At 66.1% G+C, this 16,191-nt stretch carries 15 protein-coding genes, 1 tRNA gene and 1 pseudogene; 5 read left to right on the top strand and 12 right to left on the bottom strand.

Annotation, left to right across the window (positions count from 1 at the left end; all coding sequences use genetic code 11):
* The 8 genes and pseudogenes from B1A78_RS22235 to B1A78_RS05770 form a co-directional block, all read right to left on the bottom strand.
* A pseudogene (locus tag B1A78_RS22235) lies at positions 1-259 on the bottom strand (hypothetical protein); the annotation flags it as partial.
* A complete protein-coding gene (locus B1A78_RS05800; RefSeq protein WP_077146047.1) occupies positions 256-951 on the bottom strand; it encodes a hypothetical protein in 696 nt (231 codons plus the stop codon). The pseudogene B1A78_RS22235 and the gene B1A78_RS05800, both read right to left, overlap by 4 nt.
* A 5-nt stretch (positions 952-956) precedes the next feature.
* A complete protein-coding gene (locus tag B1A78_RS05795; RefSeq protein WP_077146046.1) occupies positions 957-1,490 on the bottom strand; it encodes a phage tail protein in 534 nt (177 codons plus the stop codon).
* A gap of 18 nt (positions 1,491-1,508) precedes the next feature.
* Positions 1,509-3,095 (bottom strand): phage tail sheath subtilisin-like domain-containing protein, encoded by a 1,587-nt coding sequence (locus B1A78_RS05790; RefSeq protein WP_077146045.1) that lies wholly within the window; start codon positions 3,093-3,095, stop codon positions 1,509-1,511.
* Positions 3,096-3,164: 69 nt separating this feature from the next.
* Positions 3,165-3,545, bottom strand: coding sequence for a hypothetical protein (locus B1A78_RS05785; protein WP_077146044.1), 381 nt, complete (start codon positions 3,543-3,545; stop codon positions 3,165-3,167).
* Positions 3,546-3,843: 298 nt separating this feature from the next.
* A complete protein-coding gene (locus B1A78_RS05780; RefSeq protein ID WP_077146043.1) occupies positions 3,844-5,661 on the bottom strand; it encodes a DUF885 family protein in 1,818 nt (605 codons plus the stop codon).
* Between the two features lie 286 nt (positions 5,662-5,947).
* Positions 5,948-6,562 (bottom strand): PilZ domain-containing protein, encoded by a 615-nt coding sequence (locus B1A78_RS05775; RefSeq protein ID WP_077146042.1) that lies wholly within the window; start codon positions 6,560-6,562, stop codon positions 5,948-5,950.
* Positions 6,563-6,837: 275 nt separating this feature from the next.
* A tRNA-Leu gene (locus tag B1A78_RS05770) sits at positions 6,838-6,922 on the bottom strand.
* Between the two features lie 101 nt (positions 6,923-7,023).
* On the opposite strand from B1A78_RS05770, the gene B1A78_RS05765 reads away from it, so the two are divergent.
* Positions 7,024-8,124: an AI-2E family transporter gene (locus B1A78_RS05765; protein WP_083733879.1), complete on the top strand. Its 1,101-nt coding sequence runs from the start codon at positions 7,024-7,026 to the stop codon at positions 8,122-8,124.
* A 27-nt stretch (positions 8,125-8,151) separates the two neighbouring features.
* On the opposite strand, the gene B1A78_RS05760 is transcribed toward B1A78_RS05765, so the two are convergent.
* Positions 8,152-9,606, bottom strand: a complete 1,455-nt coding sequence (locus B1A78_RS05760; protein WP_077146041.1) for a coniferyl aldehyde dehydrogenase — start codon at positions 9,604-9,606, stop codon at positions 8,152-8,154.
* 677 nt (positions 9,607-10,283) lie between these two features.
* On the opposite strand from B1A78_RS05760, the gene B1A78_RS05755 reads away from it, so the two are divergent.
* The 3 genes from B1A78_RS05755 (at position 10,284) to B1A78_RS05745 (ending at position 12,673) form a co-directional block, all read left to right on the top strand.
* Positions 10,284-11,471, top strand: a complete 1,188-nt coding sequence (locus tag B1A78_RS05755; protein WP_077146040.1) for an acetyl-CoA C-acyltransferase — start codon at positions 10,284-10,286, stop codon at positions 11,469-11,471.
* Between the two features lie 193 nt (positions 11,472-11,664).
* Complete coding sequence (locus B1A78_RS05750; protein WP_077146039.1) at positions 11,665-12,141, top strand: hypothetical protein; 477 nt, start codon at positions 11,665-11,667, stop codon at positions 12,139-12,141.
* Between the two features lie 133 nt (positions 12,142-12,274).
* A complete protein-coding gene (locus tag B1A78_RS05745; protein ID WP_077146038.1) occupies positions 12,275-12,673 on the top strand; it encodes a hypothetical protein in 399 nt (132 codons plus the stop codon).
* A gap of 21 nt (positions 12,674-12,694) precedes the next feature.
* On the opposite strand, the gene B1A78_RS05740 is transcribed toward B1A78_RS05745, so the two are convergent.
* Positions 12,695-13,156: an SH3 domain-containing protein gene (locus tag B1A78_RS05740; protein WP_077146037.1), complete on the bottom strand. Its 462-nt coding sequence runs from the start codon at positions 13,154-13,156 to the stop codon at positions 12,695-12,697.
* 125 nt (positions 13,157-13,281) lie between these two features.
* Between B1A78_RS05740 and B1A78_RS05735 the strand changes: the two genes are divergently transcribed.
* Entirely contained in the window at positions 13,282-14,280 is a 999-nt protein-coding gene (locus B1A78_RS05735) for a D-glycerate dehydrogenase (protein WP_077146051.1), read from the top strand.
* A 120-nt stretch (positions 14,281-14,400) separates the two neighbouring features.
* Here B1A78_RS05735 and B1A78_RS05730 read toward each other — a convergent pair whose 3' ends face one another.
* Together B1A78_RS05730 and B1A78_RS05725 are read right to left on the bottom strand one after the other, a co-directional pair.
* A complete protein-coding gene (locus B1A78_RS05730; RefSeq protein ID WP_077146036.1) occupies positions 14,401-14,703 on the bottom strand; it encodes a GIY-YIG nuclease family protein in 303 nt (100 codons plus the stop codon).
* A 44-nt stretch (positions 14,704-14,747) separates the two neighbouring features.
* Positions 14,748-16,151, bottom strand: a complete 1,404-nt coding sequence (locus tag B1A78_RS05725; RefSeq protein ID WP_077146035.1) for a nitronate monooxygenase family protein — start codon at positions 16,149-16,151, stop codon at positions 14,748-14,750.
* Positions 16,152-16,191 lie beyond the last annotated feature (40 nt).

Raw genomic sequence — 16,191 nt, 5'->3', positions numbered from 1 at the left:
CAATAGCAGCGAGCGGTGGTGGCGCGACCGGCGCAGCTGGTGGCGCGACGGCCAGCGGGTGAACGGGGGCCGGCACCGATGCAGGCGCGACCGGATCGGCCAGCGGCGGCGCGGCAAGCGGGGCGGCCGGCGGGGGCACCTGGCTTTGCGGCTGCCCCAGCTCCTCGGGTAGCGGTTCGAAGCGCGTCGGGATGCGCGGCGCCGCGACCGGCACCGTCCCCGCCGCGCGCGCGGCCATACGGGCGAGCAGCCCGGTCATGCGCGCACCCGAGACAGGTAGAAATTCCGCCGCGACGCGGTCAGCGCCAATATGTCGCGTTCGGACCAGTGAAAGGCGTGGGCGAGGTCGACGACATCGTCGAGCAGGCGCGGCACGCGCAGCGCAAATTCGTCCCAGAAGAAGGCCGCGATGTCGAAGGCGAGCACTTGGTCGGCGCCGCAGGCGGGGCATGCCGCTGCAATGTCGAGTTCGGCGTCGGGATCGAGGTGGCCGAGGATCGTGTCGAGCCGGTCGTCGTCGATCGCACCGCCGCCGGGCGCGACGCGGGCACGCAGGACGCGGCGAGCGGCACCGGCATCACCCTCGCGCTCGCACGCGGCGAGGTCGCCGGCATTGATCGCGCGCACGGTGATGCCGTCGACGGTCGCGGTGGGCACGCCCTCGCCTGCGCCCTCACCCACCAAGGCATCGCGGCCGAGGTCGGCGGCGGTGAGCGCATATTCCATCGCCTCGCCGCAGGCGGTGCAGACCTGCGCGATCTCCATGCGCGGTCCGAACTGCGCGGCGCGCAAGCCGAACAGCGCCCGGTCGCGCGCGCCGAGCGGCAGCGCTTCGGCCGCCTCGCGGGGCAGGCCTCCGGAAACGAGCAGCAACAGCCCGCGGCCGGCGGGTCCCAGCGACGCGCCGCTTTCGCTGATCTCGATCAGCTCCAGGGCGGTGAAACGATGCACCGGCCCTACAGCGTCGGTTCGGTGAAGCTCGGCTCGGCGGGTTCGGCGACGTCATAGTCGCGTTCCCAGCCCTCATTCTCCAGCTTGAGCGTCTGGATCGCGACCGCGCTCGCCGAGGCGTCGAGATCGGGAAAGGCCACGAATTCGGAAGGCCAGCAGCGGAAGAGGCGATAGGCGAGCACGAGCTGCCCCGCCTCGTTGTAGATTTCGAGGACGAGGTCCTTGCGGAAATCCTTCAAGGACACCTCGGCGCCGAGCCCCGAGCCGAAGTTCCACACCTTGTTCGCCCATTGCTCGAAGGTCGTGTCGTGGGTGACCCCGCGTTCGAGCGTGACCGCTTCATATTCGGTCTGGCCGGGCGACTTGCGCGAGGTCGACGGGTCGCCGCCTTCGCGGAACTTGACGACTTCGGTGCTGCGCTTGAGCGCGCTCATCTTGCTGAGCCCCGCAAGATAGGCGCCGTCGGGCAGCCGCAGGCGGAACTTGTAGGTCTTGTACGGGTCGCGCCGCTCGGGGTTGACGCTGAAAGGTGGTGCCATGATCGCTCTCCCTTATGGTCAGGCCGCGTTGCGGATCTGCTGGATGGAAATGACGACGAATTCGGCCGGCAACAGCGGCGCGAAACCGACGACGATGTTGACGATGCCCTGGTTACGGTCGTCCTGCGTCGTCGTGCTGGCGTCGCAGCGGACGAAATAGGCGTCGCGCGGGCTCGCGCCCTGGAAGGCGCCCTGCTTGAACAGGCGCTGCATGAAGGTGCCGACCGACAGGCGGATCTGCGCCCACAGCGGTTCGTCATTGCCCTCGAACACCACCCATTGCGTGCCGCGATAGAGGCTTTCCTCGATGAACAGCGCAAGGCGGCGGACCGCGAGATATTTATAATCGTCGGACAGCTGGTCCGACCCGCGCAAGGTGCGCGCGCCCCAGACGGTCAGGCCCGTGCCGGGGAAGCTGCGCAGGCAATTGACCCCGATCGGGTTGAGCAGGCCGTTCTCCTCGTCGGTCATCTTGACCGTCAGCCCCTCGACCCCCGCGAGCGTCGCCGACATGCCGGCGGGCGATTTCCACACGCCGCGGTTCGTATCCGTGCGGGCGATGATTCCCGCCACCGCGCCGCACGGGACGAAGCTGTCGATCTGGCCGCCACGCTTGGGATCGCGCCGGCGGATGCGCGGGAAATAGAGCGCGGCATTGTCGGCGAAGGACATCGACAGCACCGCAGTCGCGCCGTCGAGCTGCTTCGTCTTGACCAGCGCCGCCGCTTCCTCGGGCTTCGCCTCCCACTCGGCGGGGGGATCGACGATCAGCACCGCGCGCTCTTCCTTGCAGAATTGCGCCGCTTTCTCGTTGACCGTGCGCGGCAGCGTGCCGTCGCGCGTATCGGGGGGGATGCACAGCAGGTTGAAGATGTCCGACTTCTTGAGCGCGTAGATGCCGGTCTTGGTCGCCGGGTCGCCGATATAATCGACGTCGAGCAGCGGGTCGCCGTCATTGCCGTCGGCGCCGGTGCCGGTCGCGCCATTCGCCGGGCGCACGCCGAGCTTGGGGGTGCCGTTGACGTTGAGCTGGCATTGCACGAGGCTCGATTCGGCGGCGAGCACGCGGTCGAAGCGGCGGGCGCCGCCGCTGTCCCTGACGGTGAGGTTGCGGAAGACCTCGACCGCCCCCGTCGCCTTGTCCTCGATCCGGATGTCGAACAGGTCGGCGACGGCGAGGCCATATTTCTCCGCCGCCTGCGCCGCGCCGACGGGGTCGGCGACGTCGGGGTGCGACGCGCTGCCGGTCAGGTTGTTGCCCCACTCGCCCGGGCTCGACGCCCGCAGCGCGAGCGCGCCGATCTCGAGCAGCGCGATGCCGTCGTCATCGGCCGCCCTGGGCTTGAACAGCCGCACGACCTCGGCCTGGCCGCCGCCATTGCCATAGAAATCGTCGATCGCATAGGACATCGGCCCATTCGCCCACAGGCCGCCGAAGCGGCGGGTGAATTCGCCGAAGCTGAAACAGGTCAGCGGCTGGTTCACCGGACCGCGCAGCGCGCGCCCGACAAAGGCGGCGATCGAGGTCGCGACGCCGCTAACGGTGCGCACCCCCGATGGCAGTTCCTGGATATAGACACCGGGATAGGTCACGGACACGGGCATGGCTGCACTCCCTTTTCGCCAGTCGGATAGGGGCCCCCCAATGAAAATGGCTTCGGGGAGCCGCGCTTGTCAGTCGAGCTTGAAGCCCATCAGGATGGTGATATCGGCGGCGTCGGTCGCCGAGCTGTTCTTGAGGCTGATCGTCTGGAGATCGCCGGCGAACAGCTTGATCGCCTCGCCATAAAGGATGAGCGGGCCGGTGAGCGTGGTGCGCGTCGCGCTGTCGGTCTTCACGTCGACCGATCCGTCGTTGAGCGACGAGGTCATGATGAAGAAGGCGAGCTTTTCGACATCGTCGATCTGCAGCGCGAGATCGCGGTCGGCGCCCATATTCTTGACGAGGGTCACCCCGGCGCTGGTGATCGCGTCGATCTCCAGGCTCCCGCCGTTGTTGACGCCGGCACCGGAGGGCGAGCCCCCGCTGAACGACCAGGAAAATTTCTGTGGCATGACAGGCACAACCTCCCTTTGCTGAAACGCAAGCGACGAAGTTTGTGCGACCGGAATTTTTTGGTTGGAGCCTCAGGCTAACATTGGCCGGCCCGGACCCGATTGGACGAATACGCCAAGAGCGATGAACCGTTCGCCAGCGGCGACGGCCAGAGAAAAAGACGCTTCGTCAGTGTCTTGATTGGATAGGCATGCGGTTGTCGACAGACCGAGACTGTGCCCTGGACCTTAAACAAATCCTACCGAAGCTGGTTAACCGGCGGCTGTGCACGATGCGCCGCGGTCGCACGCCCCGCGATCAGGCGGGCGCGGCGATCCAGCGGTCGACCTGTGCCTCGAGCACCGGCAGCGGCACCGATCCGCGGCCGAGGACGATCTCGTGGAACATCTTCTGGTCGTAGCGATCGCCGAGCCCGGCCCGCGCCTTGTCGCGCAGCGCGAGGATGCGCTGCATGCCGACCTTGTACGAGGTCGCCTGTCCCGGCATCACGAAATAGCGGCGGATTTCGGATTTGATCTTGGCCACCGGCTGCGGCGAATTGGCGGTGTAATAGGCCAGCGCCTGCGCCTCGCTCCACCCCTTGGCGTGGATGCCGGTGTCGACGACGAGGCGGATCGCGCGCCAGATCTCGCGTCCCAGTCGCCCGAAATCGCTGTAAGGATCGGTGTAGAAACCCATCTCCTTGGCGAGCCGCTCGACATAGAGCGCCCACCCCTCGCCATAGGCGCCATAGAAATAATTCTTCCGGAACTCGGGCGTGCCCGTCATCTCTTGCGCCAGCGCGATCTGCATATGATGCCCGGGCAGGCCCTCGTGATAGGTCGTGCCCTCGATCTCGTAGGTCGGGGTCGCGCGCGTGTCGGCGAGGTGGACATAATAGATGCCGGGGCGCGAGCCATCGAGCGCCGCTGGCGAATAATGCGCCGCGCCGCCCGGCTCCTCGCGAAACGCCTCGACGCGCTTGACGACCAGATCGGCCTTGGGCAGCCGGCCGAATTGTTCGGGCAGCCGCGCGCGCATGCCGTCGAGATAATCGCCGGCCCTCTTGAGATAGGCGGCGCGGCCGGTGTCATCATTTGCAACGTAGAAACGGTCGTCGCTGCGCAGGAAGACGAAGAAATCCTCGAGCTTGCCCTCATAGCCGATCTTGGCCTTCAGCGCTTCCATCTCGGCGCGGATGCGCGCGACTTCGGCGAGGCCGAGATCGTGGATCTCGTCGGCGGTCATCCCGGTCGTCGTCTGGAGCCGCAGCATCGCGTTGTAATAGGCCGCGCCATCGGGCAGCGCGCCGGCGCCCTTCGGCTCGGCCCCGGCCTTGGCGCGGTCGGTGGAAAGCCATGCCGATATCCGCGCATAGGCGGGTTTCAGCGACCCCGTCATCGCCGCGGCGACGCGTGCGGTGAAGGCGTCGGCCGCCGCCGCATCGATCTTGCCCGCACTCACCAGCGCCGCAGCCTTGCCCTTCGCATCGGCGAACAGCGCGTTGTCGGCGTCCGCGTCATAGGGCGCGCCGGTGGTGAGCCGTCCGATCAATTCGATCGACTGGTCATAGGCGAAGCCCGGCGCGCGAATGCCCTTCGCCGCCGCCGCCTTCGCGCGGTCGAGATAGATATCGAGCGTCGGCCCGAGCGCGGCGACGCGCGCCGCATAGGTGTCCATGTCGGTGGGGGTGTCGACGCGGTGCTGGTTGATCAGGAAATTCGGCAGGCCGGTGTGCGGCCCGTTCCGATCGAAGATATAGCCATGGTCGCGCCATTTGGTCGACGCTTCGGCGCGTTCGAGTTCGAGCGCCCACATGTCGTAGGAAACGCGCGCATCCTCGCCGAGCTTTGCGCGATCGAACTGCTTCTTCATCGCGGCGACGCTGCCGCGCCGCCATGCGAGCCGCGCCGCCGCCGCGGCGTCGCTGGGGTCGGTGAAACGGTCCTGCTGTTCCTTGCGGCCAAGCTGGGTCAGCTGTTCGGGGTCGAGCTGGAGTTCCGCTTCGAACGCCGCGTCGAGGAAGGCGGTGAGCGCCGCGTCGGCGCCGGCGGTAGGCGCCGCCGCGCGCGCCACGGGAGCGGCGAGGATGCTGGCACCGATGGCCAGCGAAAATTCGCGTCGGGAAAGCTGCATGGGACCCCTTTCGTTTTTCGACGAAAAGGATTGCACAGTCGGAAGGGAATGTCTTCCCTGGGGTGGGAAGCGGATATGATCTCCTCTCCCCTTGAGGGAGAGGATAGCGCAGCTTGCTCCGTCAGGAGCTAGCGAAGCTTGGTGAGGGGATGCGACGTCGGCGGACTCAAAACCCCCTCTCAACTGCGGCTAGGCAGCAAGCTGCCAAGCCTGCGTATCTCTCCCTCAAGGGGAGAGAGGAGCGTCGGCCCCATGGCAGCTCTCGCCCGAAGGCCGTCATCGATGGTCACGCCTTGAAGTGGCGAATGCTTTCCAGGTCGGCGCGGCCGAGCGGTTCGGTGAGCCACAGGCCGCCGCGGCCGGCGCGCGACCAGCGGACGATCGCCTTGCGGCGGATGCCGCCGGGCAGCACGAGTTCGAGCGGCTTGCCCACTTCGAGCGGGGCATCGTGCAGGAAACCGGCGCCGCTCTGCGACAGGTCGGCGAGTTCGATGTCGCTCGCTTCGCCGTCGGTAACCAGTTGCGCACGTGTGCGGACTTCGAGGCGCGGGGCGCGATAGTCGCCCGACTGCTGTTCGGCGGCGAGTTGCTTGAGCACGTCGTTGCCGTCGACCGCGGCGTCGAAGGCGACGCCGCAGCGCCCCTCTTCGCACCAGGCGACGCGGCCATGGATGACGATGGTTTCGGACAGCGCGATTTCGAGCCGTTCGCCGACGGTCACCGGAACCTCGACCGCGAGCATCATGCCGCCGTCGGACATGTTGCGCACACGCCACAGCCCAGCGTCGCCGTCGCGCGTCACCTTGGCGATGCGCCACACGGTGCGATAACGGTCGCCGCCACGGCGGTCCGCCTCGGTATCCTGGCCTTCTCCGGGGATAGAGAAGCGGGGGTCGTTCATGCCTTCCTCCTGATTCCAACAGCGCCCAGAAGAGACATTTTTGCTGCTAAAATTCATCCACTCAGTTTTCCCCCACCTCCGCCCGGTCGGCGCGCTTTCGTTCCCTATCCGGCTGGTCCATCCGGTGACTATTAAGGACGATGTGACGCGCCCATCAGGGCTTGGACAGATAATGCCTTTAGAATATGAATAATTTCCAACTACGCCGCGTTAATTATTGCCAATTTTGAAGCATATTGGCACGGATCGGCGAACCGCCTCGGCAAGACGGTGAGTGGTGCCCCTGGCCGGACTCGAACCAGCACTCCTTGCGGAACTCGATTTTGAGTCGAGCGCGTCTACCAATTTCACCACAGGGGCCCGTGGACGCGGAGCCGTTGCCACGAAACCCCCGTGACGTCCAGCCTCTATCCGCGAAATCCGATGGTTGCGCCGCCGCCTGGCCGGGCTAGACTGGTGCCATGACCGAAAAGACCAAGGCGCCCGCCGCATCCCCCGCCCGATCGCGCGCCAAGGCAGAGCCGCCGCCGCCAACCTTCGGCCCCGGCCGCATCGCGGGGGCGACGCTGATCGTGCTGGCGCTGGTCGGGGTCGCGTTGCTGATGATCGAGCTGACGCGCTTTTTCATGCTCGTTTTCGCGGCGATCGTGCTCGGCGCGATTTTCGATGCGATCGCGAGCTGGCTGTGCGCCAAGACGCGGATCGGGCGCGGCATCGCGCTCGCGCTCTCGGTCGCGGGCATCGTCGCGATCTTCGCCGGGGCGTTCATGCTGTTCGGGTCGCAGCTCGCGCGCGAGGTCGACACGATCCGCGAACAGATTCCGCCCGCGCTGCAGGGGCTCGAAGCCTTTCTGAACCGCTATGGGCTGGGCGAGCAGGTCCGCGACCTCGCCGCGGTCGGCAGCGACGATATCTCGCGCGCGCTGCAACAGGCGGGCGGTTATGCGCTGGCGGCGGGCAGCGGCATCGCCGATTTCGTGCTGGTTCTGGTCGCCGCGATTTTTCTTGCCAGCGACCCCGCGACCTATCGCCGCGGTCTGCTGCTGCTTCTCCCGGCGCGTGCCGAGGAAACCGCGGCGCTGGCGATGGGCGACGCCGGGCGCGGCCTGAAGGGCTGGATGATGGGTCAGGCGGTGTCGTCGCTCGTCGTCGCGGCGCTGACCTGGGCGGGTCTTGCGCTGCTCGGTGTGCCGGCGGCGGGCGGGCTCGGGCTGATCGCGGGCCTGCTCGACGTGATCCCGATGATCGGCCCGATCATCGCGGGCATTCCCGCGGTGCTGCTCGCCTTCACCGTATCGCCGATGACCGCGCTGTGGACGCTCGTGCTGTTCCTGCTGATCCAGCAGTTGCAGGGCAATTTCCTGCAGCCGATGATCCAGAAACAGGCGGTCGACGTGCCGCCCGCGGTGCTGCTGTTCGCGGTGGTCGCGGCAGGCATATTGTTCGGCTTCCTCGGCGTGCTGCTCGCCGCGCCGTTGACCGTGGTGGTCTATGTGCTGGTCCAGCGCGTCTATGTGAAGACTTTGCTGGGCAAGGATATCAAGATCGCCGGGAAGGAATGAACGCCCTCCCCGCGCAACCTCCCAATCCTATTTCTTCAGTTCCTTGGCCAGCGTCTTGGCGGTCGTCTTGCCATAGGGCGGCTTGAAGCCCGCGAGGCCCGCGACATCGAGCTTGGGCTGGCGATACACCGCGCGCGCGTGGCTGAAGGTCTTGAAGCCGTCGAAACCGTGATAATTGCCCATGCCCGACGGGCCGACCCCGCCGAAGGGCAGGTCCTCCATCGCGTTATGGAACACGACGTCGTTGACCGTGACGCCGCCCGAGATCGTCCGCGACAGCACGCGGTCCTCCTCGCTCTTGTCCTGCCCGAAATAATAGAGCCCGAGCGGGCGGTCGTTGGCGTTCACATAGTCGATCGCCTCGTCGATATTCTTGTAGGTCTTCACCGGCAGGATCGGGCCGAAGATTTCCTCCTGCATCACCTTCATGTCGTCGGTCGGGTTGCGTACGATATGCAGCGGCATCTTGTGGCCGTTGGCGCTGGCGAAATCCTCACCGCCCGGATTGACCTCGATCACCTCGGCGCCCTTTTCGCGCGCGTCGGCGAGATAGGACTGCAGGCGGTCGTAATTCCGCACATTGACGACCGACGTATAGTCGTCGTTGGCGAGCATCGTCGGATAAAGCGCGGCGGCCCCCTTGGTGACGCTGTCGATCACCTCGCCCTCCTGATCCTCGGCGACGAGGAGATAATCGGGGGCGAGGCAGATCTGGCCTGCGTTCATCAGCTTGCCGAGCGCGACGCGCTGCCCCGCCTGTTCCTTGTTGGCGCTGCGCCCGATGAAAGTCGGCGACTTGCCGCCAAGTTCGAGCGTGACGGGGACGAGGTTATCGGCGGCGGCGCGCATGATATGCTTGCCGACGCTCGTCGCGCCGGTGAAGATCATATGGTCGAAGGCGAGCTTCGAGAAGGCGACGCCGATATCGGCATCGCCGGTGAACACCGCAATCTCGCTCTCGTCGAAATAATCGGGGATCAGCCGCGCCATCAGCGCCGAGACATTTTCGGTATATTCGGACGGCTTGACCATCGCGCGATTGCCCGCGGCGAGGATGCCCGCGAGCGGCACGAACACCATGCCGACGGGAAAATTCCACGGCGCGACGATGCCGACGACGCCCTTGGGCTGATAGACCACCTCGGCCTTCGCGCCGAGCAGCCCAAGCGGGAAGGTCGGCTTGCGCTTCTCGCCCTTCGACCAGGCGGCCATATGTTTCTTCGCATGCTTGAGCGCGCCGACCGAGGGCATGATGTCGGTCATCAGCGTCTGTTCGCGGCTGCGGTGGCCGAAATCCTCGCTCACCGCCTTCGCGAACTCCTCTGCATTGTCGACGAGCAGCGCGATCGCGCGGTCGATGCGGTCGGCGCGCGTCGCGAGACTTTCGGGCATCGCGGCGGTGAAGCTCGCCTTCTGCGCCGCGAGCACGTCGTGCATGCGCTGCGTTTCGCCGGCGATATCCTGCTTGATGGCGGTGGCCATGACCCGTCTCCCCTATGTTCTGTCGCACATGTTTGACCATGACGCACGGCGGGTTGCAAGTTGAAACGCACTGCCACGCGGCGCGGAGCGCAGGGGCAGAGCGCGCCGTTTGGTTCGGAAGGTCACAAAGGTCACGCCACGTCCCCCTTCTCTTTCGCTCCCCGGCCCGCGCAGCCAGGGCGCGGCGACAGAGAATGAGAGAGAAATCGGGTCATCGGTGCGTTTGGAGCATGGCGGGATATTTTAGGAAAGCGAATTTTTTGGGATCATAACGGATGGGTGCGGCCCATTTGATCCTCCCTGTGGCGGAGCGATGGGAGGTGGCAGCACCACAGGGAGGATTGGCAGGAAACGACCGGTTGGGGACGCTGAAGGATCGAGCCTATTACCCCTTCCGCTTGCGGGAGGGGTAGCGAGACTTGGGCGCCCCGCGCCCTAGTCGCAGCGGGGAGGGTTTTGGCAACGCAACAGGCCCTCCCCCGACCCCTCCCGCAAGCGGGAGGGGAGATCAACATCCGCTTCCCATCCCAAAGCTGGCCTGCTGATCGGTGACCACAACCCCTTCTTTCCCACTCCCGAGAAAGCCTTGGGCCGGCAATCACCCTCCCCCTTTCGCACGTGCAGCATTTGGGCTAATCGGGCCGCCGAAACTGGTTTCCCCTACGGAGTCTTTTGCCATGACCGCCACCGATCCCGTCGTTTTCCTCTCCTATGCGCGCACCCCGATGGGCGGCATGCAGGGTAGCCTGTCGGACGCGAGCGCGACCGATCTGGGTGCCACCGCAGTCAAGGCAGCGGTCGAGCGCGCGGGCGTGTCGGGCGACGATATCGAGCGCATCTATATGGGCTGCGTCCTCCCCGCCGGCCTCGGCCAGGCGCCGGCGCGGCAGGCCGCGATCAAGGCCGGCCTGCCCAAGTCGGTGCAGGCGACAACCGTCAACAAGGTGTGCGGTTCGGGCATGCAGACCGTCATCATGGGCGCCGAAGCGCTCGCCGCGGGCAGCATCGACCTGGTCGTCGCGGGCGGCATGGAATCGATGACCAACGCGCCGTACCTGCTCAAGAAGCACCGTTCGGGCGCGCGCATCGGCCACGACACCGCCTATGACCATATGTTCCTCGACGGACTGGAAGACGCTTATGAGGCCGGCCGCGCGATGGGGACGTTCGCGCAGGACACTGCCGACGCCTATCAGCTCAGCCGCCAGTCGCAGGATGACTATACGCTGGAATCGCTGAGCCGCGCCAAGGCGGCGATCGCCGACGGCGCCTTTGCCAACGAAATCGCGCCGGTGACGATCGCAACGCGCAAGGGCGATGTCGTCGTCGACACCGACGAAGCGCCGGGCAAGGCGATGCCCGACAAGATCCCGACGCTGAAGCCCGCCTTTGCCAAGGACGGCACGATCACCGCCGCGACGAGCAGCTCGATCTCCGACGGCGCCGCCGCCGTCGTGCTGACGCGCCAGTCGGTCGCCGATGCCAAGGGCGCCAAGCCCGTCGCGCGCCTCGTCGCGCACACCGCGCATGCGCAGGAGCCCAAGGACTTCACCGTCGCCCCGGTCGGCGCGATCAACAAGCTGCTCGCCAAGACCGGCTGGTCGATCGCCGACGTCGACCTGTTCGAGGTCAATGAGGCGTTCGCCTGCGTCGCGATGTTCGCGATGCACGACCTGGGCATCCCGCGCGAGAAGATCAACGTGCATGGCGGCGCGACCGCGCTCGGCCACCCGATCGGCGCGAGCGGCACGCGCATCATCACCACGCTGATCGCCGCGCTGCAGCGCCACGGCAAGACCCGCGGCATCGCGAGCCTGTGCATCGGCGGCGGCGAAGCGACCGCGGTGGCGATCGAACTCGTCTGATTTTGCAGACCGGCGAAAAGTTCCGGGGCGTCGTCGCAGGACGGCGCCCCTTCGTCGTTATGGTGCGACAAATTGCGACACTAATGTCCTGAATATAAACGCGTCGTTCCGGAACAATTCAAATCGACTCACGTAGATCATTCCTTGTCATCGGGCAGATCCCCTCCCCCCTGACGGAAAAAGGAATGGCACAATGAAGAGCAAATTTCTCACCGCCGGCCTGATCGCCGCGATGATGGTCCCCGCCACCATGCCGGTCGCCGCGCAGGCGCAGACCCGCGAGATCCGCAAGGATCGCGCCGACGTCCGCGAAGAGCGCCGCGAACTGCGCGACGCGCAGCGCTATGGCAGCCGCAGCGACATCCGCGAGGAACGCCGCGAATATAATGACGCCCGCCGCGACCTGCGCGACAGCAAGCAGGACTGGCGCCGCGACAACCGCTACGCCAATTATCGCGCGCCGTTCAAATATCAGCAGTTCCGCGTCGGCGCGACGCTGCGGTCGAACTATTACGCCCCCAGCTATCGCCCGACCTGGGACAGCCGCTGGGGCGTGCCGCGGGCGGGTCGCAACCTGACCTATGTCCACCACTATAACGACCTGCTGCTCGTCAACGAGCGCAACGGCCGGGTGGTCAAGGTCTATCGCAACCACTTCCGCTGGCGCTAAGCCTTTGGGCCAAAGAGGGGCCGGACCAGACAGGTCCGGCCCCTTTTTCATGCGCGCGGAACGCAGCCGATTTCCATTGTTGGCGCGGGCGGAAAGGCATAGCCTGCGCCCCGCAACAAGGGGAGAATGCACCATGAAAAAGCTTGTCCTGTTCGCCGCGCTCGCCGCGCTGTCGGCCTGTTCGCAAAAGACTGAAGAGAAACAGGAAACGCCGGCCGCACCGGCCGAGACCGCGGCGCCCGCGCCGGCGGCCGACTCGGGTTCGGGGACCGCGCCGGGGACCTATGACGTCAAGATGGCCGACGGGAAGATGGCCAGCACGACGATCAACGCCGACGGCACCTATGTCGACACCGGCCCCGACGGCAAGCAGGTCAAGGGCCTCTATGCCTCGCACGACGGCAAGGATTGCTTCGATCCCGAGGGCGATGCGCCGGGCATGTGCTGGGCGGTGACCAAGCCGGGCGCCGACGGCAGCTTCACCGCGACCGCCGACGACGGCACGGTGGTGACGGTGACGCCGAAGAAATGATCGGGCCGGGGCGGCCGGTCGTCAGTCGCCCCAGATATGGTCGGTCTGGATCCAGCCGCGCCGGCCATTGACGTCGAACTGGCACCAGCCGCCGCTGCAATCGGTGATCCGGCCGACGACGCCGGGTTCGGCGCGATAGAGGATCGCCGACGAGGTGCTTGCCGCCTCGTGCAGCGGGCGCACGTCATTGCCGGTGACGATCGCGGTGCGCGTACGGCTGAGCAGGCGCGCCGCCATCCAGCCCTGCGTGCCGTCGGGATCCTCGATCTTGCGCCAGGTTTCGTGGCGCGCGACGACCTTGACCGGCAGATTCTTGCGCCGATATTCCCAGATGACGGGCACATCGGGCGACGGGCCCTTGCGCATCCGTGCCTCGTCGACGCTGATCGACGCCCAATAGGGCAATTCGGGATCGCTCTGCGCCGCGGCGGGCGCGATGGCGGCGAGGCACAAGGCAAGCGTCAGGATTTTTTGGCTGGTCATCGGCAACCCTTGTTGCAAATCGCGCCTTTTTTCAACCGTCGGCGTCCCGCGCGATGCGGCTTTTCCACAAGGGCAAGACGCGCGCGCCCCTTGACCGTTCCCGCGCCGCACGCTCTATCGGCGCCATGCCCGATTCATCCCGTCCCCGCCGCCCGCGCGTCATCGTCACCCGCCAGTTGATGCCGCATGTCGAGGGGCGCATGGCCGAATTGTTCGACGTCGCGCTGTCGGCGCAGGATCATGCCTTTACCAAGGACGAGTTGAAGGCCGCGGTCGCCGATTGCGACGTCTTTGTGCCGACGGTGACCGACGAGATCGACGCCGAAGTGATCGCCGCGGCGGGCGAGCGGCTGAAGCTGATCGCCAATTTCGGCGCCGGGGTCGACCATATCGACCTCGCCGCCGCGCGCGCCAAGGGCATCATGGTGTCGAACACGCCGGGCGTGTTCACCGAAGATACCGCCGACATGACGATGGCGCTGATCCTCTCGGTCCCGCGCCGGCTCGCCGAGGGCGAGAAATTGATGCGTTCGGGCCAATGGCAGGGCTGGGCGCCGAGCGCGATGCTCGGCCACCGCGTCGGCGGCAAATTGCTCGGCATCATCGGCATGGGACGCATCGGCCTCGCCGTCGCACGCCGCGCGCGCGCCTTCGGCCTGTCGATCCATTATCACAACCGCCGCCGCCTGCCCGAAGCGATCGAGGAGGAATTGGGCGCAAGCTATCATGCGAGCGTCGACACGCTGCTGCGGATCAGCGACGTCGTCACGATCCATTGCCCGCATACGAGCGAGACGCACGAGATGATCCATGCGGCGCGCATCGCGTCGATGAAGCCCACCGCTTATCTGATCAACACCGCGCGCGGCGAGATCGTCGACGAAGGCGCGCTGGTCGCGGCGCTCAAGGCCGGGCGCATCGCGGGCGCGGGCCTTGACGTCTACACCCACGAACCCGCTGTCGACCCCGAACTGCTCGCGCTCGACAATGTCGTGCTGCTGCCGCACCTCGGCTCGGCGACGATCGAGGGCCGCGAGGCGTCGGGCGAGAAGGTCATCGCCAATATCCGCGCATGGAGCGACGGGCATCGCCCGCCCGACCAGGTGCTGGAGGGGTGGGTTTGATCGGAGATCACCGGGGCGGCAGTTCTAACTCGCTCTGGATTGCTTCGTCGCTTCGCTCCTCGCAATGACGAAGCGCAATAAAACTCCGTCATTGCGAGCGAAGCGAAGCAATCCAGAGCGTTACTCGCTGCCGTCGAGGATCGTCGGCCACAGGTCGCGCCAGAGCGGGTTCTCCGCCTCGATCAGAGCCAGCTTCTTTGCCCTGCTTCCACCTTTGATCTGCTTCTCGCGCGTGATCGCGGCGACCATATCCCCATGCATCTCGAACCAAACCAGCAGCTTGCAATCATAGCGCTGCGAAAACCCCGCTATCCCCTCGCGGTGCTGCCAGACGCGGCGTACCAATTGCGAGGTCACGCCAGTATAAACCGTGCCATTGCGCCGGTTCGCCATCATATAAACCGCTGGCAGGCGTTCGCGCATGGCCGCTCTGGATTGCTTCGCTTCGCTCGCAATGACGGGGGGTTTTAGTCCCCCGTCAAAATCCGATCGACGAGCTGCTTCACCGTCGGGGTGAAGTTGTTCGAATAAAAGGGATCGGTCTTGAAGTTGAACGCGGCGTGGCCCGCGAACATCAGATTCTGTTCGGGGTCGCCGCCGTGCGCGATGTCCTGCAGCGTCTTCTGGATGCAGAAGCTGCGCGGGTCGGCGAGGTAGCCGGTGGTGTAGTCGTCATGGTCCTTCCACGACGAAAAACCACAATGCGACAGGCAGCCCATGCAGTCGGTCTGGTCCTTGCGGATGATCGCCTTGTCCTCGGGGGTCACGAACACGACCGTATTGTCGGGGGTCTTCAGCGCCTCGGTATAGCCTTCGGCCGCCCAGTCGCGCGCGCGGGCGCGGTCGTGCGGGGTGACCCAGAAATTCTTGCCCTTCACCCCGACGTCGAGCTGGACGATATGATCGCCCGCTTCCTGCTTCGAATAGGGAATCTGGCGTTCCGAGCGTGCTTCGAGGTCGCGCAGGAACGGTGTGCGCACCGCGCTGGAGTAGAAGCCGGTCGGCGAGAAGCGGTGGAGCAGCACGTCGCCGTCGTCGAGGGTGCGGAGGCGATCTTTCCACGCTTGCGGGATCGGGCTTTCCTCGGTCAGCAGCGGGCGGGTGCCATATTGGAAGACGATCTGGCCGAGCTCGGGATTGTCGATCCAATCCTCCCAGTCGCGCAGATACCAGACGCCGCCCGCCATCACGATCGGCACGCTGTCGGCAATGCCCTCGGCGCGCATCGTGTCGCGCACCGCCTTGACGCGCGGATAGGGGTCCTGCGGCACCAGCGGGTCTTCGGCGTTCGACAGGCCGTTGTGGCCGCCGGCAAGCCAGGGATCTTCATAGACGACGGCGCCGAGCAGGTGCGGCACCTTGTGATAGGCGCGCTTCCACAGCGCGCGGAAGGCGCGCGCCGAGCTGATGATCGGCAGATACATGACATTGTGGCGCTCGGCGATTTCGCTGAGCTTGTACGGCATGCCGGCACCGCAGGTGACGCCCGCGATCATGCCCGGGGTGCGCGCGAGCACGCCTTCGAGGATCTGCTGCGCGCCGCCCATTTCCCACAAGACGTTGATGTTGATCGCGCCCTTGCCGCCCGACACCTCATAGGCGCGTTCGACCTGCGCCACCGCGCCTTCGATGCCATATTGGATCAGTTCTTCGTGGCGTTCCTTGCGGGTGAGCGCCTTGTAGACCTGCGGGATGATCTTGCCCTCGGCGTCATAGCTGTCGGCGTTGACCGCCGACACGGTGCCGATGCCGCCCGCGGCGGCCCAGGCGCCGCTCGACATATGGTTGGTCGCCGACACGCCCTTGCCGCCCTCGACCAGCGGCCAAACTTCACGCCCGCCATAAAGGATGGGCTTCAAACCTTTGAACACTTGAACCTCTTTCTCTGCACCACGGGCGTTCGTGCGCCAT

Source organism: Sphingopyxis sp. KK2 (assembly GCF_001990265.1).
GTDB lineage: Bacteria > Pseudomonadota > Alphaproteobacteria > Sphingomonadales > Sphingomonadaceae > Sphingopyxis.
Note: the sequence above shows the minus strand (reverse complement) of the source record. Positions and strands in the feature narration are given on the sequence as shown.